General features: G+C 69.1%; 9 protein-coding genes and 3 pseudogenes. 7 read left to right on the top strand and 5 right to left on the bottom strand.

Annotation, left to right across the window (positions count from 1 at the left end):
• The first annotated feature begins 313 nt into the window (after window positions 1–313).
• Complete coding sequence (locus tag ACFQJD_RS17590) at window positions 314–3,271, top strand: FAD-binding and (Fe-S)-binding domain-containing protein (protein WP_379799955.1); 2,958 nt, start codon at window positions 314–316, stop codon at window positions 3,269–3,271.
• A gap of 155 nt (window positions 3,272–3,426) precedes the next feature.
• Here ACFQJD_RS17590 and ACFQJD_RS17585 read toward each other — a convergent pair whose 3' ends face one another.
• Both ACFQJD_RS17585 and ACFQJD_RS17580 read right to left on the bottom strand, forming a co-directional pair.
• On the bottom strand, window positions 3,427–4,635 hold the full coding sequence (locus ACFQJD_RS17585; RefSeq protein WP_379799953.1) for an MFS transporter: 1,209 nt from the start codon (window positions 4,633–4,635) through the stop codon (window positions 3,427–3,429).
• A 354-nt stretch (window positions 4,636–4,989) separates the two neighbouring features.
• Entirely contained in the window at window positions 4,990–6,105 is a 1,116-nt protein-coding gene (locus ACFQJD_RS17580; protein WP_379799951.1) for a hypothetical protein, read from the bottom strand.
• Window positions 6,106–6,328: 223 nt separating this feature from the next.
• Between ACFQJD_RS17580 and ACFQJD_RS17575 the strand changes: the two are divergent.
• Window positions 6,329–7,629, top strand: a pseudogene (locus ACFQJD_RS17575) (MgtC/SapB family protein).
• On the opposite strand, the gene ACFQJD_RS17570 reads toward ACFQJD_RS17575, so the two are convergent.
• Both ACFQJD_RS17570 and ACFQJD_RS17565 read right to left on the bottom strand, forming a co-directional pair.
• A complete protein-coding gene (locus ACFQJD_RS17570; RefSeq protein WP_379799949.1) occupies window positions 7,541–7,897 on the bottom strand; it encodes a helix-turn-helix transcriptional regulator in 357 nt (118 codons plus the stop codon). The pseudogene ACFQJD_RS17575 and the gene ACFQJD_RS17570 sit on opposite strands and share 89 nt — an antisense overlap.
• Window positions 7,898–7,968: 71 nt before the next feature.
• Window positions 7,969–8,640, bottom strand: a complete 672-nt coding sequence (locus ACFQJD_RS17565; protein ID WP_379799947.1) for a DUF7345 domain-containing protein — start codon at window positions 8,638–8,640, stop codon at window positions 7,969–7,971.
• Window positions 8,641–8,923: 283 nt separating this feature from the next.
• Here ACFQJD_RS17565 and thiD point away from each other — a divergent pair.
• Window positions 8,924–10,290, top strand: a pseudogene (thiD, locus tag ACFQJD_RS17560) (bifunctional hydroxymethylpyrimidine kinase/phosphomethylpyrimidine kinase).
• A gap of 177 nt (window positions 10,291–10,467) precedes the next feature.
• A complete protein-coding gene (mutS, locus tag ACFQJD_RS17555) occupies window positions 10,468–13,158 on the top strand; it encodes a DNA mismatch repair protein MutS (RefSeq protein WP_379799945.1) in 2,691 nt (896 codons plus the stop codon).
• 28 nt (window positions 13,159–13,186) lie between these two features.
• Here mutS and ACFQJD_RS17550 read toward each other — a convergent pair whose 3' ends face one another.
• A complete protein-coding gene (locus ACFQJD_RS17550) occupies window positions 13,187–14,791 on the bottom strand; it encodes a thiamine pyrophosphate-requiring protein (protein ID WP_379799944.1) in 1,605 nt (534 codons plus the stop codon).
• Window positions 14,792–14,898: 107 nt separating this feature from the next.
• Here ACFQJD_RS17550 and ddh point away from each other — a divergent pair, with 107 nt between their 5' ends.
• From ddh to ACFQJD_RS17535, 3 genes and pseudogenes are all read left to right on the top strand, one after another.
• On the top strand, window positions 14,899–15,837 hold the full coding sequence (gene ddh / locus ACFQJD_RS17545) for a D-2-hydroxyacid dehydrogenase (protein WP_379799942.1): 939 nt from the start codon (window positions 14,899–14,901) through the stop codon (window positions 15,835–15,837).
• A 43-nt stretch (window positions 15,838–15,880) separates the two neighbouring features.
• Window positions 15,881–17,925, top strand: a pseudogene (mutL, locus tag ACFQJD_RS17540) (DNA mismatch repair endonuclease MutL).
• 245 nt (window positions 17,926–18,170) lie between these two features.
• The gene (locus tag ACFQJD_RS17535; RefSeq protein WP_379799939.1) at window positions 18,171–19,124 is read left to right on the top strand and encodes a sugar kinase; all 954 of its coding nucleotides are present in this window, start codon (window positions 18,171–18,173) and stop codon (window positions 19,122–19,124) included.
• The last annotated feature ends 18 nt before the right edge of the window (window positions 19,125–19,142 follow it).

Raw genomic sequence — 19,142 nt, 5'->3', positions numbered from 1 at the left:
CGGGATCGCGTGCGTTACGCCACACCGCCGCACGTCGGCGTCTCGCGGCGCGATCGGCGCGCCAGTCCGTTCGGAACTCGTCGAGAACGTTCGCGGCCGTTCTCACAACGATTATAAGGACGATTCGCTGTGCCGTTGATATGGTCACACGCCCCGCCGGCGACGACCCGAGGCGCGGAGACGCCCGCCGTCCGCCGATCCCGTGCGTGGGCGATTCCCACGGTCGCCCGTACACGGCCGAGACGGGGCACGGATCGCTGAATCGACATCCTTAGTTTCGTTCACTCCCACCGATAGACGATACCACGGCACGATGGCTACGCACACGAACTCAGATCCCGCGACGGACCGCAACGCAAACTACGACTACGTCGACGACGACGTGAACCGTCCGGATCTGATGAGCGACCTGGACTCGCTCGTCGACGGCGACGTCCGCTTCGACGACTACACGCGCAACCTCTACGCGACGGACGCCAGCGTCTACGAGGTGATGCCCGTCGGCGTCGTCTTTCCCACCTCTACGGACGACGTCGCCGCCGTCGTCTCCTACTGCGCCGACCGCGAGATTCCGGTTCTCCCGCGCGGCGGCGGCACCAGCCTCGCTGGCCAGACTGTCAACGAAGCCGTCGTCCTCGATTTTACCCGGTATATGGCCGACGTGCTCGAAATCGACCCCGAGGCGAAACTCGCCCGCACGCAGGCGGGGGCCGTTCTCGCGGAACTGAACCAGGAACTCGAACCCCACGGCCTGAAGTTCGCGCCGGACCCCTCGACGGCGAACCGGAGCGCCATCGGCGGAGCCGTCGGCAACAACACCACCGGCGCGCACTCGCTGAAATACGGCAAGACGGACGCCTACGTGGAGGAGCTCGAAGTCGTCCTCGCGGACGGGACGGTGACGACGCTCGGCGAAGTCACGCTGGACGAACTCCGCGCGGGCGCGGACGCCGACGGCAATCTGGAGGAACGGCTCTACGCCGAAGCCCTCCGCATCGTCGAGGAGGAGGAGGACGCCGTCCGCGAGGCGTTCCCCTCCATCAAGCGGAACGTTTCGGGCTACAACCTGAACTCCCTCGTCGAGGAAGCCGAGTCGGGATCGGTCAACCTCGCCCGCCTGATGGTCGGGAGCGAGGGAACCCTCGCCGTCGTCACGGAGGCGACGCTGTCGCTCGAACCCGTCCCCGAGACGAAGGCGCTCGCGCTCCTGACCTACGACAGCCTCGTCGAGTCGATGGAGGACGTCGGCGCGATCTTAGAACACGATCCCGCGGCGGTCGAGGTGCTCGACGGCGTCCTCGTCGACCTGGCCCGCGACTTGGACGAGTTCGAGGACGTCATCAACATCCTCCCGGACCGCACCGACACCTTCCTCCTCGTCGAGTTCTACGCCAAGAGCGACGAGGAACGCCGCGAGAAAGTGCAGGCCCTCCTCGACGACAGGGTGGGCGACATCGCCTTCGACGGCCTCGAAGCCTACGACGAGGGCGAACAGCAGGACTTCTGGAAGATGCGCAAGGCGTCGACGCCTATCCTCCTCTCCCGGACCACCGACGAGAAACATATCGCGTTCGTCGAGGACATCGCCGTCCCGCCCGAACATCTCCCCGAATACATCGCCGACTTCCAGCAGGTGTTCGAGGACCACGACACCATCGGGAGTTTCTACGCCCACGCCGGGCCGGGTTGCATCCACGTTCGCCCCCTCGTCAACCTGAAGACGCAGGACGGCGTCGATAAGATGGAGTCCATCGCCGACGCCGCGACGGACCTCGCGGTGAAATACAGCGGTTCGGTCTCGGGCGAGCACGGCGACGGGCGCGCGCGGACGCAGTGGAACAAAAAGCTCTACGGCGAGCATCTCTGGGGCGTCTTCCGCGATTTGAAGACGGCCGTCGACCCGGATTGGCTCCTCAACCCCGGGCAGGTCTGTGGCGACGTCGACATGACCGAGAACCTCCGGTTCGGTACGGAGTACGAGTTCGACGCGGGGTTCGACCCGGCGCTGAACTGGGAGAACGAGAACGGTTTCCAGGGAATGGTCGAACTCTGTCACGGCTGTGGCCACTGTCGGGGCGGCCAGGAGACGACGGGCGGGGTGATGTGTCCGACCTACCGCGCGGCCGACGAGGAGATAACGAGCACCCGTGGCCGGGCGAACATGCTCCGGCAGGCCATGAGCGGCGACCTCTCGAAGGAGGAGCGCTACGACGTGGAGTTCATGCACGAAGTGCTGGACCTCTGTATCGGCTGTAAGGGCTGTTCGAAGGATTGCCCCAGCGAGGTCGATCTCGCGAAGATGAAAGTCGAGGTGGCGAACGAATACCACGACCGCCACGGGTCGTCGCTGCGCGACAAGATATTCGCCAACATCGATCGGTTGAACGCGCTCGGGTCGGCGCTCGCGCCCGTCTCGAACTGGGCGGCCAAGGTGCCGGGCGCACGCGCGGTGATGGAGAAGACGCTCGGCATCGCCAAGGACCGGTCGCTCCCCGAGTTCGAGCGCGAATCGCTGGTCGATTGGTTCGACGCCCGCGGCGGTGCGCAGGTGAGAGAAGGCGAGGCGGACCGGAGCGTCCTCCTGTTCCCCGATACGTACACGACGTACAACGCGCCGGAGGCGGGGAAAGCGGCCGTCGAAGTGCTGGAGGCGGCGAACGTCCACGTCGAGATTCCGCGAGACGTCGCGGGCAGTGGCCGGCCGCCGTATTCGAAGGGGTTCGTCGAGAAAGCGCGCTCGCAGGCGCAAACGAACGTCGAGGCGCTGGCACCGAAGGTCCGTAACGGGTGGGACGTCGTGGTGGTCGAACCCTCCGACGCGGTGATGTTCCAGCCGGATTATCCCGACCTGCTCTCGGGCGAGGACGCGGCGACGGTGGCGGGCAACTCCTACGGCGTCCTCGAATACGTCGACGCGTTCCGCCTGGACGAGTCGCTGTCGCTCGCCGGCGAGGGGTCGCTCACGTACCACGGTCACTGCCACCAGAAGGCGACGAAAAAGGACCACCACACGGTGGGGGTCCTCCGTCGGGCGGGCTACGAGGTGGACCCGCTGGACTCGGGCTGTTGTGGGATGGCCGGCTCTTTCGGCTACGAGGCCGAACACTTCTCGATGAGCAAGGCCGTCGGACGCATCCTGTTCGGCCAGGTCGACGACAGCCCCGGCGAGGAAGTCGTCGCCCCCGGAGCCTCCTGCCGGACGCAACTCGGCGACCACTACGCGGAGAAACCGCCCCACCCCGTCCGGAAACTCGCCGACGCCCTCGACTGACCGGCGGGCGGGGCGCTCCGGCGCGGGGTCGCTTCGACGTCGAGCGACCGCCAGAGTCGGCGTGCTAGTCGTCGCTCGGCGGCGACGCCGTCGACGAGTCGGGCGCGTACACCCGGTCGTCAGGAGGAGCGTGACCGGAACGACCGAGAGGAGCGTCACGCCTGCGAGGACGGCGAACGCCCCCTGGAGGCCGGCCACGTCGCCGAGGTAGCCGACGACGGCGGGCGAGACGGAGCAGCGAGGAGCGCGCCGGTCCAGAGGTAGCCGAAAGTCCGCCCCTCGCGCGCGGCGGGAGCGATGTCGCCGATGAGGGCGTCGCGGGCCGGGCTCAGCCCCCAGAGGGTCATGCCGAGGGCCGCGAGGACGAGAAACAGGCCGACGGGTGGCAGGGCGACGGCCGAGAGGATGAACAGGACGGCCGCGCCGGCGACGAGGTAGGCGATGAGCACGTGCCGCGAGTCGTGGACGTCGACGAGGTGGCCGGTGATCAGTTGCGTCCCGCCGGCGACGAGCAACAGCGCGGCGTAGTAGAAGCTCGCGGTCGATTCGGGCGTCAACTGGTAGCCGAGAATCGAGAAAGCGTAGCCGTAGACGCTGGTGACGAACTGCGGGAGGAAGACGGTGACGCCGTTGGCGGCCGAGATCTGGACGGTGAAGTAGGCGAAGACGGCGAGCATCGGATAGAGATAGCGACGCCGGTCCAGCGGCTCGGGACCGCCGCAGTCTCCTGCCGGGGCTTCCTGTGGTCGGGTGTCGAACTCGCGGAGGCCGACGAAGAGGACGACGGCGTAGCCGACGCCGAGGACGCCGAACGCGACGACGATCTCGTGCCAGCCGAGGACGACGAGCAGGAGGCCGACCATCGCCGGCGCGAGTCCGTCGCCGAACTTCGCGGCGCTTCCCCACAGGCCGAGGGCGACGCCGCGACTGCCTTCGGGGACGTTCGCGGAGATGAGCGGATAGCCCGCGGGGTGGACGACGCTCGATCCGAGGCCGGCGGCGACCATGACGGCGAGCATCAGGAGGAACTGTCCCTCGAATCGGCTGCCCGCGACCGTCAGGGCGGGGATGGCCGGATCGAGCAGCGGGATGGCTCCGAGAGCGGCGACGGAGACGCCGACGAGAGCCAGTCCCGCCGACAACAGCAGCCGGCGATCCGAGCGGTCCGAGACGACGCCCATCGGTGCCTGTCCGACGGCCGACCCGAAACTGTTCGCGCCGATGAGGAGGCCGAGTTTCCACAGCGGGAAGCCGAAGGCGGCGGCCCAGACGGGGACGAGCGGGGGGAACAGGCGTTTGAGAAGGTGGTCGACGCCGTGAACGCCGCTCATCAACCCACCGAACCGCTGCGTCTGTCGGTCCATGTCCGGTCGTGACTCGCCCGATGGCGACTTCAGTGTTCGCCCGTCGAAACGGACCGTTCCCCCAGCGTTCGACGGAGGGGTTCGGAAATCCGCCATCGGAGCGACCCTTCGAGGCCGAACGGCGCCCGACGGGATCACGGCGCGGTTCGTCGCTCGACGACTAGACGCCGTCCGCTACACGCCGAGGGGAGCGTCTCTCTCGAACACGAAACGACCCGTCTCCGTCGTCCGCGGCGTCGCCGGAGACACGGAGTCGCCGTCACGTTCGCGCGCGCTGACGAGGCCCGATATCGGGGTGCTCCGGCGTCACAGGTGCTCTGTTATCCGTTCCCACGGCCGTCGTTCCGGCCGTTACTATCCGCCGTTCTGCCCCTGACCGTTGTTTCCGTGTCGGCCCCGGTCGTCGCCCTGACCGTTGTTTCCGTTCTGTTCCCGATCGTCGCCCTGACCGTTGTTTCCGTTCTGTTCCCGATCGTCGCCCTGACCGTTGTTTCCGTTCTGTCCCCGGTCGTCGCCGTTTTGCCCCCGATCGTCGCCCTGACCGTTGCTTCCGTTCTGTCCCCGGTCGTCGCCGTTCTGACCCTGTTCGCTATTTCCCCGTCGATCCGCTCCGTCGCTCGATTCCCCGTCACCGCGCTGACCGTTTCCCTGGCCGTTCCCCCGTTCGCTGGAATTGGATCCGCGTCGGTCCGCACGGTTCTCGTCGCCCCGACCGTTCGAGTCACCTTCGGCCGGTGGGCCGTTTCCCGCGCCGTTCTCGGCCGTCTCGTTGCTCCGTCCGTTCGCCTCTCCCGGCGGTCCCTCCGGGCCGCGTTCGCCGTCCGGCCCGCCGCGGGCCTGCGTCGGCAAGTCGTCGGGGCCCCGCTCGCCGTCCTCGTGGGGTCGCCCGATACCGTTGCCGACGACGGACCGGGCGAGCGCCGCCACTTCCGGCCCGGACATCTCGTCGGCGTCACGTCGGAGGCGTTCGATTTCGTTGGCGCTCACGCCGTGCGATTCGAGCGCCGCCGGCGGGAGCGTCTCCGACACCGCTTCGCTCGCGTTCAGCAGTCGAGTCGTCGTCCGGGTCTTCGCGAGGACGATGGCCATCCGTGACCGGTAAGTCCCCTCGCTGATGGTGCCGTTGGCCCTCGCTTCTCGGAGTCGCTCCCGCTGTGCTCGCAGCTCTTGGAGCCGATTCCGGTGCTGATTCACCTCCGTCGCCACGACGCCGGCTTTCGTCTCGTTCGTGGCGTTTCGGATCCGGACGCCGAACGTCCGCTCTTCCATCTCTCCTTCGAGTTCCGCCTGCTGGACGCCGACGACGCCCGCGAATCGGTGGCCCGGCTTCACGTCCGTCTGTGAGGCGTTGCCGGTGTTTCCGGTCGTGGTGACCTGTGTCAGCGTGTCCGTCGGGGCCGCCACCGCGGCGGCAGGCCCCGCTACGGCGACGACGAGTAGCGCGACGAGAACGGAAGCGTACTGACGCATCGACTGTCCCATGGCTTCCTTCGAACATATAACGCACGAACGTACACGCGAATCAAAGCCAGTTAAACCCGGTAAAACGCCTTATTCGCCGATTAAAGGCGCGTACGTATCGACGAGGCAACACGAGGGGAACGCCTAAATATATTGGAGTATATATACTATATAGCGTGCTAACTGCTACCGTGGGACAATCGACGCGCCGTTCACGCCGGGGTGGTCGGCGATGGAGATAGCCGCGTCGCTCGTCGGGATTCCGGCACCGATACGGCCCGAGCGAGTCGTCCAGGCGCATCCAAACGCCGCGAAACTCGTCTTCGCGGCGGCGCTCGGGATGCTTCTGGGCACGGAGCGCGAGTGGTCACAGAAACCCGCCGGGATCCGGACGTTCGCGCTCGTCACGACGGCGGCGGTGACGTTCGTCGTCGTCGACGCGCCGCTCCTGCCGGCGCTCGGCGGGGCCTTCGTCGTCGTCCTCGGGTCGATTCTCGGCGTCCGGGGCCTCGCGTCCGACGACGAGAGCGACCTGTTGACCACGGCCATCTCGCTGGTCGTCGCCTACGGCGTGGGCGTCCTCGTCGGCGAGGGGGCGTTCTTCGAGGCGGTCGTCGTCACCTTCCTCGTCGCCTCGCTTCTGGTCGCCGGACGGGAACTCCACGCGTTCGCCTGGAACCTCTCGAAGGACGAACTCCGGAGCGCCGTTGAGTTCGGCGTCGTCGCGTTCGTCGTCTTCCCGCTCCTACCCGACGCGACGCTCGGCCCGTGGGGTGCGATCAACCCCGGACCGTCTGGACTCTCGTCGTCGCCGTCAGCGCCATCGGCTTCGTGAACTACCTGTTCGTCCAGCGCTACGGCACACGCGGCGTCGCCCTCACGAGTTTCTTCGGCGGCCTCGTCAACTCGACGGCCGTCATCGGCGAACTCGCCTCGCGCACCCGCGACAACGCCTCGCTCGCGAGGGTCGGAGCCGGCTCGATTCTGCTCGCCGACTCGGCGATGGCGCTCCGCGATCTGGTCCTCGTCGTCGCCTTCGTCCCCGCGCTGGCGTTCGACGTCGGAATCCCGCTCGCCGCCATCGCACTCGTCGGCGTCGTTCTCTCCTATCTCCTGAGCGACTGGGGAGCGGACGTCGACGTCGACTTCGAATCCCCGTTCAAGGTGGGCAACGCGCTCAAGTTCGGCGCGCTCTTTCTGGCCGTCCTCGTCGTCTCCGCGGGCGCACAGCAGACGTTCGGCTCCTCCGGTTTCGTCGCGTCGAGTTTCCTCTCCGGCCTCCTCTCGTCGGGTGCAGTGACGACGAGCGTCGTCCTCCTCTACGGCACCGACCAGCTCTCGCGGCGCGTCGCCACCGCCGGCGTCGTCAGCGGCGTCACGGCGAGCATCCTCGTGAAACTCGCCCTCGCGGCGTCGATGGATCGCTCGCTCGTCCGTCCGGTGGCTATCGGGAGTTCGTCGCTCGTCCTCGCCGGACTCGTCGCCGCGGCGACGATCCACCTCTGCTTCCGCTCTCGTCGTCGGGGAGTTTGAGCACGTTCTCGCGGCCGAGGCGGAACCCCTCCAGTTCCCCGTCGTCGCGCAGGTCGCGGAGTATCTGGCTGGTCCGCGCCTCGGTCCAGCCGAACGCCTGGACGATCTCCTGTTGCTTGACGCGCCCGCCCCGTTCCTCGACGAACTTCAGGACGCGCTCCTCGTTGCTCAACAGGTCCTCGCCGGCGTCCGACTCGCTCGGCGCACCCGCCGCCGTGCCGCCGTCGCCGTCCTCGCCGTCCGTCCTCTCTCCCGTCGACGCCCCCACGAGTGCGTGGAGTCGGTCGCGCCGACGCCACGCGACGACGCCGACGACGCCGAGGGCGACGACGCCGACGATCAGTGCGAAGGGGGTCCGTCGGCGGTTGCGCCGTCGCCGTCGGCTGTTCCGTCGCCGTCGCTGCCGCCGCTGCCGGCGGTTCCGCTCTCGGTCGTCGCGCGCTCGCCGCTCGTGAGGAGGAGGTGTGGCTCGCCCGAGACGAAACTCGTCTCCGATCCGCGCCAGACGGCGGCGTCCGCCCGCCGTTCGTCCGCCTCGGGTTCGATTTCGGATACGGTGTAGCCGGTCGGCCACTCGACGACGAGGCGGGTCCGCTCGTCGAGGAAGATGCCCGCGATGGCGTCGCCGACGCGGAGGGTGTCGTCCCCGACGGCGGCGAAGCCCTTCCACTCGAAGGCGTAGACGACGACGCCGTACTGGGGCGGCGTCCGCGTCTCCGCCGTAACGGCGAACCCGGTGGCGTTCATCTCTCGGCCGGTGCTGTTCTCGGCGGCGGCGACGGTGCTTCGCATCCGCGACGCGAACCGGTCGGTGTAGGTCTCCGGATTCGACTCGACGTCGGTCCGGAGCGACTCGAACGCGGTCGTCGTGTTCTCGTCGTCGAGGCGGGTCCAGCTGGACCTCCCACGACGCGGTGCCGTTGGCGGCGACGGAGACGACCAGGCGGACCGAGTCCGTGTCCACGCGCTGCTGGGCGAACGTCGAGGGTGCCCGCTGTTGGGCGACGGCATCGGGGGCGAGGGCGAGGGCGAACGGCGTGGCCGTCGCGAGGACGACCAGCGCGAGGACGACGGCCGACGCGACGCGGCCGGAACGTAGAACCCACATCTGCTATCGGGCGTTTACCGCCCGCGTAGATAGGTCTTGCCGCTTCGGGTCGGCGCGGGACGGCTTCGTCGCCCGAGCCACCACCACCGCTAAATATCGCGTCGTAATACTTCCGTGTATGTCAGCACTCGGCACGGTCGACCGGGAGTTCTCCGAGGAGTCGCTCGAAACGGCGGAGGGAGCGAGATGACCCGCGAGCACGCGCCCGTCTCGCCACCCGTCGCCCTCACCGTCGCCGGGAGCGACTCGGGCGGCGGGGCCGGCATCCAGGCCGACCTGAAGACGATGGAGGCCCACGGCGCGTTCGGTACCAGCGTCGTCACCGCGGTGACGGCCCAGAACACCCGCGGCGTCGAGCGCTCGCACGTCCTCCCGACCGACGAGATCGCCGCCCAGTACGACGCCGTGACGGACGACTTCGACGTGGGCGCGGTCAAGACGGGGATGCTCGCCACGGAGCCGGTCATCGACCTCGTGGCCGCCCGCCTCGCGGACTACGCGGGCCCCGTCGTCGTCGATCCCGTGATGGTCGCCGCCAGCGGCGACCGACTCCTCGATTCGGCCGCGGAAGCGGCCTACGAGCGCCTCGTCGCCGAGGCGACGCTGGTGACGCCGAACGCCGACGAGGCGACGGTCCTGACCGGCGTCGACCTCGCCGACGTCGACGACGCGCGCGAGGCCGGCGAGGCCATCGTCGACATGGGTGCCGACGCCGCCCTCGTCAAGGGAGGTCACCTCGGGGGCGAGACGGTGGTCGACACGCTCGTCACCGACGAGGGCGTCGAGCGCTTCGAACACCCCCGCGTCGAGACCGAGGCCACCCACGGGTCGGGCTGTACGCTCTCCAGCGCTATCGCCGCCCGCCTCGCTGACGGCGACGACCTCGCCCACGCCGTCGACGCCGGGACCGCGTTCATGGAGCGCGCCGTGCGCTACTCGCTTTCCGTCGGCGAGGGCCCGGGCGCGGTCCACCACCTCTCGGGCCTCCGCGAGGAGGCCGACCGTCACCGGGCGGTCGCCGAGGTGGCCGACCTCGTCGAGGCGTTCGTCGCTCGCGACGTCGCACCGCTCGTCCCCGAGGTGGGGATGAACGTCGTCGGTGCGACGCCCTACGCGGAGGCGGTGAACGAGACGGCGGCCGTCGAGGGCCGCATCACGAAGACGCTCTCGGGTGTCGCACCCAACCGCGGCGTCCGCATGGGCGCGTCGAGCCACGTCGCGCGCTTTCTGCTCTCGGCCCGCGAGTTCGATCCCGACCTGCGCTTTACCGTCAACTGCCGGTTCGACGACGACGTCGAGGAGGCCCTGAACGCCCTCGACGGTCGGGTCGTCGAGTACGATCGCTCGGCCCAGCCATCGGACGTGAAAGCGCGCGAGGGCAGCACGATGCAGTGGGGGCACGCCAGGCGTTCGGCGACGACGGGGCGACGCCCGTCGCCGTCGCGGACCGCGGCGACGTCGGCAAGGAACCCATCGTCAAGCTCGTCGCCGAGACGGCCGACGGACTCCGCGAGCGGGCGTTTTCGCTGCTCTCGGCCGTCGAAAAGCTCTGAGCGCAGGTGGAAAGACACATGGCCGTCCCCGAACGCAGGGCATACGTCGCGCCGACCGATCGGGTTCTCGGGTAGGGGATACCCCTTCGGTCGGCGGGGCACGCGGTTCGGTCGATGGTTCCGAACTCCGTCGTCCAACCCACAGCGTTTTAGCCGGCGACCGTCGCAGATGTCTCCATGACTACGCAGGGTATCGTGGGGGAATTTTTCGATCTCAAAGCGGAGACCGACGCCGATCTGCTGACGATGCAGTGTGGCGACTTCTACGAGTTCTTCGGCGACGACGCCGAACGCGTCGGCGACGAACTCGACCTGAAGGTGTCTCAGAAGTCCGCGCACGGGTCGTCCTATCCGATGGCTGGCGTTCCGGTAGACGACCTCACGCCCTACCTGAAGGCGCTGGTCGAACGCGGCTACCGGGTCGCCGTCGCCGACCAGTACGAGACGGACGACGGCCACGCCCGCGAGATTACGCGCGTGGTGACGCCGGGAACCCTCCTGGAGACGGACGACGACGCCGCGCAGTATCTCGCCAGCGTCGTCCGCGCGGACGACGACTTCGGCCTCGCCGTCGCCGACGTGACGACGGGCCGGTTTCTCGTCACCGAGACGGCCGACATCGCGGACGTCTACGCCGAACTCTACCGGTTCGATCCGGCCGAAATCCTCCCCGGCCCCGAACTCCGGGGCGACGACGACTTCCTCGCGGCCGTCCGCGACCGGACCGACGCCTCGCTGACGCTTCACGGCGTCGAGGGCTTCGCGCCCGGCCGCGCCGAACGCGCGCTCCGCGAGCAGTTCGGCCGCGAGACGCTGGAGAGCGTCGGTCTCGACTCGGCGGCCGCCGTCCGGGCCGCGGGCGGCGTCCTCTCGTACGTCGAGGAGACGGGCGTCGGCGTCACCCGGTCGATGACGCGCCTGCGGGTGTACGCCCCCACCGACCACCTCGAACTCGACGCGACGACCCAGCGCAACCTCGAACTCACCGAGACGATGCACGGCGACCGGCAGGGATCGCTGCTCGATACGGTCGACCACACCGTCACGAGCGCCGGGCGTCGCCTCCTGCGTGAGTGGCTCACCCGCCCCCGGCGCTCGCGCGAGGAGATTCGCCGCCGACACGACTGCGTCGAGGCGCTGGCGTCGACCGCCCTCGCGCGAGAGCGCGTGCTGGAGACGCTCGACGGGACGTACGACCTCGAGCGACTGGCGAGTCGGGCCGCCGGCGGCCGCGCCGACGCGAGCGACCTGCTTTCGGTTCGCGAGACGCTCGCGGTCCTCCCCGAACTCGCCGCCGCCGTCGAGGAGAGTCGCCTCGCCGACTCGCCGCTGTCGGCGCTCGTCGCGCGCCCGGACCACGACGCGGCCGGCCGTCTCCGCGACGAACTCGCCGCCCTCGCGGACGACCCGCCGAAGACGATCACCGCCGGCGGCCTGTTCGAACGCGGCTACGACGACGAACTCGACGCCCTCCTCGACAGACACGACGAGGTCCGGTCGTGGCTCGACGGCCTCGCCGACCGGGAGCAGTCCCGGACCGGCATCACCCACCTACAGGTCGACCGCAACAAGACGGACGGCTACTACATCCAGGTGGGGAAATCGGAGACGGACCGCGTCCCCGAGGACTACCGCGAGATCAAGACGCTGAAAAACTCCCGGCGATACGTCACGGACGAACTCGAGGAGCGAGAGCGGGAGATCCTGCGTCTGGAGGAGGCCCGCGGCGACCTGGAGTACGACCTCTTCTGTGCCCTCCGCGAGACGGTGGCCGAACGCGCCCAACTCCTGCAGGACGTGGGACGCACCGTCGCCGAGGTCGACGCCCTCGCCTCGCTCGCGACACACGCCGCCGGCAACGACTGGACTCGGCCCGAACTCACGGACGCCGGCCCGCTCCGCATCGACGCCGGTCGCCACCCCGTCGTCGAGCAGACCACCGACTTCGTCCCGAACGACCTCGATCTCGACGAGGATCGCCAGTTCCTCCTCGTCACCGGCCCCAACATGAGCGGGAAGTCGACCTACATGCGGCAGGCCGCGCTGATCACCCTCCTCGCGCAGGCGGGGAGTTTCGTCCCCGCGCGGGCGGCCACCGTCGGCCTCGTCGACGGCATCTACACCCGCGTCGGCGCGCTCGACGAACTCGCACAGGGGCGCTCGACGTTCATGGTCGAGATGCAGGAACTCTCGAACATCCTCCACTCGGCCACCGACGAGTCGCTGGTCATCTTAGACGAGGTGGGGCGCGGGACGGCCACCTACGACGGCATCTCGATCGCGTGGGCGGCGACGGAGTATCTCTCGGACGCGCAGTCGGCCTCGCCGTCGCCGAAGGTCCTCTTCGCGACGCACTACCACGAACTCACCGCGCTCGCGACCCACATCGACAGCGTCGCGAACGTCCACGTCGCCGTCGACGAGCCCGGTTCGTCCGCAGGCGGGACGGAGTCCAACCCTCCCGAGGAGCGCGACGTGACGTTCCTTCGGACGGTCCGCGAGGGGCCGGCGGACCGGTCCTACGGCGTTCACGTCGCCGACCTCGCGGGCGTCCCCGAACCGGTCGTCGACCGCGCGCGGTCCGTCCTCCGGAAACTCCGCGACGACGAAGCCATCGACGTCCGTGGCGGCGGGAGCGCGGGCGACACCCACCAGGTCGTCTTCGACGTGTCGAGCGGCGAGTTCCGCGCCGCGAGCGACGGCGCGGACGGCGACCGAGGAGCGACCGAGAGCGACCCCGCCGAGGCGCTCGACCCGGAGACGCGGGCGGTCCTCGACGAACTCGACGGCGTCGACGTCGAGGAGACGTCGCCGCTGGAGTTGATGTCGAAAGTACAGGAGTGGCAGTCGCGGCTCGGTGGCGAGTAGTCGCCGACGAAACCCCGCGTCCGGGCGCTTATCCGAGATCGGGCCGCGACAGTTCCGTCTCCTTCGAGGTGATGAACTCCAACAGGACGGGCGTTCCCTCCTCCGTCTTCTCGATGCCGCGTTCGAGAGCGCCCGCGATTTCGCCGGGATCCTCGATGCGTTCGCTGTAGGCTCCGAGCGACTCGGCGACGCCGGCGAAGTCGCCGCCGAACGGCGTCTCGTAGCCCGCCATCTCGAAGTTGTTCAGCAGGACGGACAGGATGGGGATGTCGTAGCGGACGGCCGTCTCGACGTCGAGGCCGGTCATGCCGATCGCGCCGTCGCCCCAGAAGTTGATACAGAGCTTCTCGGGGTGGGCGAGTTTCGCGCCCATGGCGAGGCCGAGGCCGTAGCCCAGTTGGGTCGTCTTCCCCCAGCCGATGTAGCCCAGCGGTTCGGGCGACTCCCAGAACGGCGCGATGAAGTCGCGCGCGTTGCCGGCGTCGTGGGTGACGATGGCCTCGCTCGCGTCGATGACCTCCGTCATCTCGTTGACGACGCGGTAGGGGTTGATGGGCGTCTCGTCGGATTCGAGCTTGGGCCGCCACTCGTCGAGCCACGCCGCCTCGACCTCCCGGATTTCGGCGGCGACGTCGTCGGCGCGGCCTCGCGGGCCGTCGAGTCGGGCATCGGCTTCCTCGACCATCGATTCGAGGACGAGCCGGGCGTCGCCGAGGACGGCGTGGTCGGCCTGCACGTCCTTGTTGACGTCCGTCGCGTCGAGCGTCGAGTGGACGATGGTGTTGTCGGTCGGGACGGTGATGCCGTAGGCGGTGTCGGTGAACGAACAGCCGATCCCGAACAGGAGGTCACACTCGTCGAGGAAGTGAGCGAGCTGTCCGGGTTCGCTTTTCGACCCCGCGCCGAGCGAGAGGCGGTGGTCCTCGGGGAAGGCGCTCTTGCCGTTCAGACTCGTGGCGACGGGCGCTTCGACGAGTTCCGCGAGTTCCTGCAGCGCGTCCCAGCCTTTCGCGTAGTGGACGCCCTGACCGGCGTAGATGACGGGGTTCTCGGCGTCCAGCAGGAGGTCGACGGCCGTCGAGACGTCGTCGGGGTCGGCCCCCGGCGTCGACGTGCTCCCCGGCGAGTAGTCGAACTCCTCGACTTCCTCGTAGAAGACGTCTTTCGGAATCTCGACGACGGCCGGGCGCGGCCGCCCGTTCCGCGCGGCGCTGAACGCGCGCCGAACCGTCTCGCAGACGGCGTCCGGGTCGGTGAGCTGTTCGCAGGATTTGGTGACGTGCTGGTAGTTGACCAGCGAGTTGAACTTCGGATCGGTGTCGTTGTTCTTCTGGTCGTAGCCCGCCGGGAACGCCACGAGCGGGGCGGACTCGCCGTAGGCCTGGGCCACCCCGAAGGCGTTCTCCGTGCCGGGGCCGTGCTGGCAGGCGAACACGCCGACCTCGTCGCCGGCGGTGACGCGACCGATGGCGTCGGCCATGTGCGCTCCCGTCCGCTCCTGGCGGACGATGATCTTCTGGATGCCGACCTCTTCGAGAATCCCCGTGTCGAAGATGGGGTTCGAGGGGAATCCGAACACGTAGTCGACTCCCTCTTCGACCAGGATGTTTGCGACCGCTTCTGTTACGTCCATGTTCGGAAGCCCTGTCGCACCGTTGTAAATTTATCTGTGCCAGTATCCGTGCCGGACGGGAGTCGAGTGCGAAAGCCTCAATTCGGGTGGGGCTGAGGTGCACACTCATGGCCGAACGCTCCACCATCGAACGGTTGTGTATCCACGAATCGGTCGAGAACGTCGCTCCGAAGGAGGCGTTCGTCGCCGCCTTCGACGACCTCGACGTCACCACCGAACTCGTCGGCGACGACGAGACGTACGACGAGACGGACGCCGTCGCCTCGTTCCACCCGCGACCGGAGTTTCTCGACGCCGCGTGGGTCCACTGCATCCGCGCCGGCTACGACGCCTACGACACCGACGCTTACCGGGAAGCGGGCGTCCCCCTCACGAACAGTTCGGGCATCCACGGCGCGACGGTCGGCGAGATCGCCGTCGGCTACATGCTCTCGCTGGCCCGCCTGCTCCACCTCTACCGCGATCACCAGAACGACCACGACTGGTACGACCCCGACTACGAACGCCCCTTCACCGTGCAGAACGAGCGCCTCTGTGTCGTCGGTCTCGGCACGCTCGGACAGGGCATCGCGAAACGCGCGGCCGCCCTCGGCATGGACGTCGTGGGCGTGCGTCGCTCCGACGAACGCGTCGACGGCGTCTCGGAACTCTACGACCCCGCGGAGCTCCACGAGGCCATCGCCGACGCGCGCTTCGTCGCCCTCGCCGTCCCCCACACGCCCGAGACGGAGGGACTGCTCGGCCCCGAGGAGTTCGACCTGATGCGCGACGACGCCTACGTCGTCAACGTCGCCCGCGGCCCCGTCGTCGACGAGGACGCCCTCGTCGAAGCCCTGGAAGCGGGCGACGTCGCGGGCGCGGGACTCGACGTCTTCGAGACGGAACCGCTCCCCGAGGACTCCCCGCTCTGGGAGTTCGACGAGGTCATCGTCAGCCCCCACAAGGGGTCGGCGACCAACCGCTATCACCTCGACATCGCCGACCTGGTGTCGGAGAACGTCCGGCGCTTCCGGGCTGGCGAGGACCTCAAAAACCGCGTCGCGTGAGACCCCGCGGGATTGATAGGGCCCCCTCCCCTCGATACCGCCGATGAGCGAGGAGGCGAGCATCCACCCGCTGGACGAGGCGACGGTGCAGCGCATCGCGGCGGGAGAGGTGGTCGAACGGCCGGCGAGCGTCGTCAAGGAGTTGCTGGAGAACAGCCTCGACGCCGGCGCGTCGCGCGTCTCCGTCGCCGTCGACCGCGGCGGCATCGACGGCGTGCGCGTCCGCGACGACGGCGTCGGGATGACCGAGCGGGAGCTCGAACTCGCGGTGCAGGAACACACCACGAGCAAGATCGCCGACATCGGCGACCTCGAATCCGGCGTCGCCACCCTGGGATTTCGCGGCGAGGCCCTCCACACCATCGGTGCCGTCTCGCGACTCACCGTCCGGAGTCGCCCCCGCGAGGGCGTGGACACCGCCAACGGAACTGATGCGGGCGCGGAACTGACCGTCGAGGGCGGCGACGTCGGCCGGGTTCGCCCCGCCGGCTGTCCGCCGGGCACCGTCGTCGAAGTCGAGGATCTCTTTTTCAACACGCCGGCGCGCAAGAAGTTCCTCAAGACGGAGGCGACGGAGTTCGACCACGTCAACCGCGTCGTCACGCAGTACGCCCTCGCCAACCCCGACGTCGCGGTGTCGCTGGACCACGACGGTCGCGAGGTGTTCGCCACCGAGGGGACCGGCGACCTCGAATCCGCGATCCTCTCCGTCTACGGCCGTGACGTCGCCGAGTCCATGGTCCGCGTCGACGCCGCTCCCGACGAGTCCGTCGACGCCGTCTCCGGCCTCGTGAGCCACCCGGAGACGACGCGGAGCACCCGCGACTACCTCTCGACGTTCGTCAACGGTCGGTACGTCACGTCGCGCGTCCTCCGCGAGGCCGTCCTCGACGCCTACGGCGGCCAGCTCGCCCCCGACCGCTACCCCTTCGCCGTCCTCTTCGTCGACGTGCCCGCCGACGCGGTGGACGTCAACGTCCACCCGCGAAAGATGGAGGTGCGGTTCGACGACGAGGCGAACGCGAAATCGGCCGTCCGGGGAGCCGTCCGGGACGCGCTCCTCGATCACGGCCTCGTTCGCTCGACCGCCCCGCGCGGGCGGTCCGCACCGGACGAGACGGAGATTTCGCCCGAGCGGCCCACGCGCGAGGCGACGACGGCTGAGTCGTCCCCGCCGGCCGCGAACGACGACGCCGATTCGTCTGCACCGTCCGCAGACGACCCCGCGGAACCGACCTCTGTCGAGCGGTCGACCGAACCGAGCGCGGACGGCCAGGCGTCGGAGGCTGACTCGTCGGCGTCGCGTCCGTCGCCGTCGCGATCAGCGTCTCCCCCGGCGTCCGCCGATTCGCGACGGTCGTCGTTCGACGGCGACGCTGACGGGAGTCACCTGTCCCCGGTCGGTTCGAGCGAGTTCACCGGGCCGACCCAGCAACGGACCCTGACCGGCGAGGATGCCGCTCCCGAACGCGAGTTCGACACGCTCCCACGGATGCGCGTCCTCGGCCAACTGTACGACACCTACCTCGTCGCGGAGACGCCGGGCGGCCTCGTCCTCGTCGATCAGCACGCGGCCGACGAGCGCGTCAACTACGAACGCCTCCGGGAGACGATGGCCGGTGACACGCCGACTCAGGCGCTCGCCGAACCGGTGGAACTCGAACTGACGGCGCGGGAGGCGGAACTGTTCGAAGAGTACCGGGAGGCGCTCGCGCGAGTGGGCTTTCACGCGACCCGGACCGACGACCGAACCGTGGAGGTGCGCACCGTCCCCGCCGTGACGGACGCCGCCATCGACCCGGAACTCCTGCGCGACGCCCTCTCGGGGTTCGTCGACGGCGAGGGGAAGCGACGGTCGACGCAGTCGTCGATTCGCTGCTCTCCGATCTCGCCTGTTACCCCTCCATCACGGGTAACACGTCGCTCCGCGAGGGATCGGTCGTCGACCTCCTGTCCGCTCTCGACGACTGCCAGAACCCCTACGCCTGTCCCCACGGCCGTCCGGTCGTCGTTCGGTTCGACCGCGACGAACTCGAAGAACGGTTCGAACGCGACTATCCGGGTCACGCCGGCCGTCGGTCCGAGTAAGATGTCGGGCCGACCGAACCGTCGGTCCGAGTAAGATGTCGGGCCGACCGTGTCGTCGGTCCGAGTGAGTTGTCGGGCCGACCGTGTCGTCGGTCCGAGTAAGATGTCGGGCCGACCGTGTCGTCGGTCCGAGTGAGTTGTCGGGCCGACCGTGTCGTCGGTCCGAGTAAGATGTCGGACTCCCCGGCGGCCGGGACTTATATGTACGCCCCGCCAACGGCCGACATGGTCTGGAGGCGATCTCGGTGACGGATCTCGTCACGTTCGGCGACGCCGTGCTTCGGCTCTCGCCGGGGAGCGACACCCCTCTCGAAGCGGCCGACGAGTTCGCGGTCCACGTCGGCGGCCCCGAGAGCAACGTCGCCGTCGCGGCGTCGGCGCTCGGCCTCGAGACGGCGTGGCTCTCGCGTCTCCCGAAGACGCCCCTCGGTCGGCGCGTCGTCCGCGAACTCCGGAGCCACGGCGTTCGAACGGGCGTCGTCTGGACCGTCGACGGCCGCGTCGGCGTCCGCTATCGCGCCGCCGGCGGTTCGCCCCGGAACACGACGACGGTCCCCGACCGCGAGGGGGCGGCGACGACCGAGGCGACGGCGGCGGCGCTACCGCTGGAGGCGGTTCGGGCCGCGGAGACGTTCTACGTCTCCGGCGTGACGCCCGCCCTCTCGGAGACGCTGACCGAGACGACCGCGACGGTGCTGGAGACGGCCGTCGAGGCCGGGACGGAGACGGCGTTCGATCTCCGCTACGACGACCAGTTCTGGTCCGCCGAGGAGGCGCGGACGTGTTACGACTCGCTGCTCTCGGACGTGGACGTCCTGTTCTGCTCCGAGGGCGAACTCGAAGAGATATTCGGCCACGACGGCGGGGTCGTCCCCGCGGGACACAGCGTCCGCACGACGTACGACCTCGAGACGGTCGTCGTCCGCCGGGAGCGACGCGGCCCGGTCGGACTGCACGGTGACGAGATATACGAACGCCCGGCCTACGACGCGACCACCGTCGACGCGTCGGGTGCCCGGAGCGCGTTCGTGGGGAGCTTTCTCGCCGAGCGGGGGCGCGGGAACGGGATGGCCGACGCGCTTGCCTACGGCGCGGCGGCGGCGGCGCTGAAACGAACCATCGAGGGGGAAGCGCTCGTCGCCTCCCGGGCCGACGTCACGGCCGTCGTCGAGAGCGGCGAACCCGCCGAGACGGAGTGACTCCTCGCGGCTCTCGCT

The organism is Haloplanus sp. GCM10025708 (genome assembly GCF_042663985.1).
Taxonomy (GTDB): Archaea; Halobacteriota; Halobacteria; order Halobacteriales; family Haloferacaceae; genus Salinirarus; species Salinirarus marinus.
This window is presented reverse-complemented; position numbering and strand designations above follow the sequence as displayed.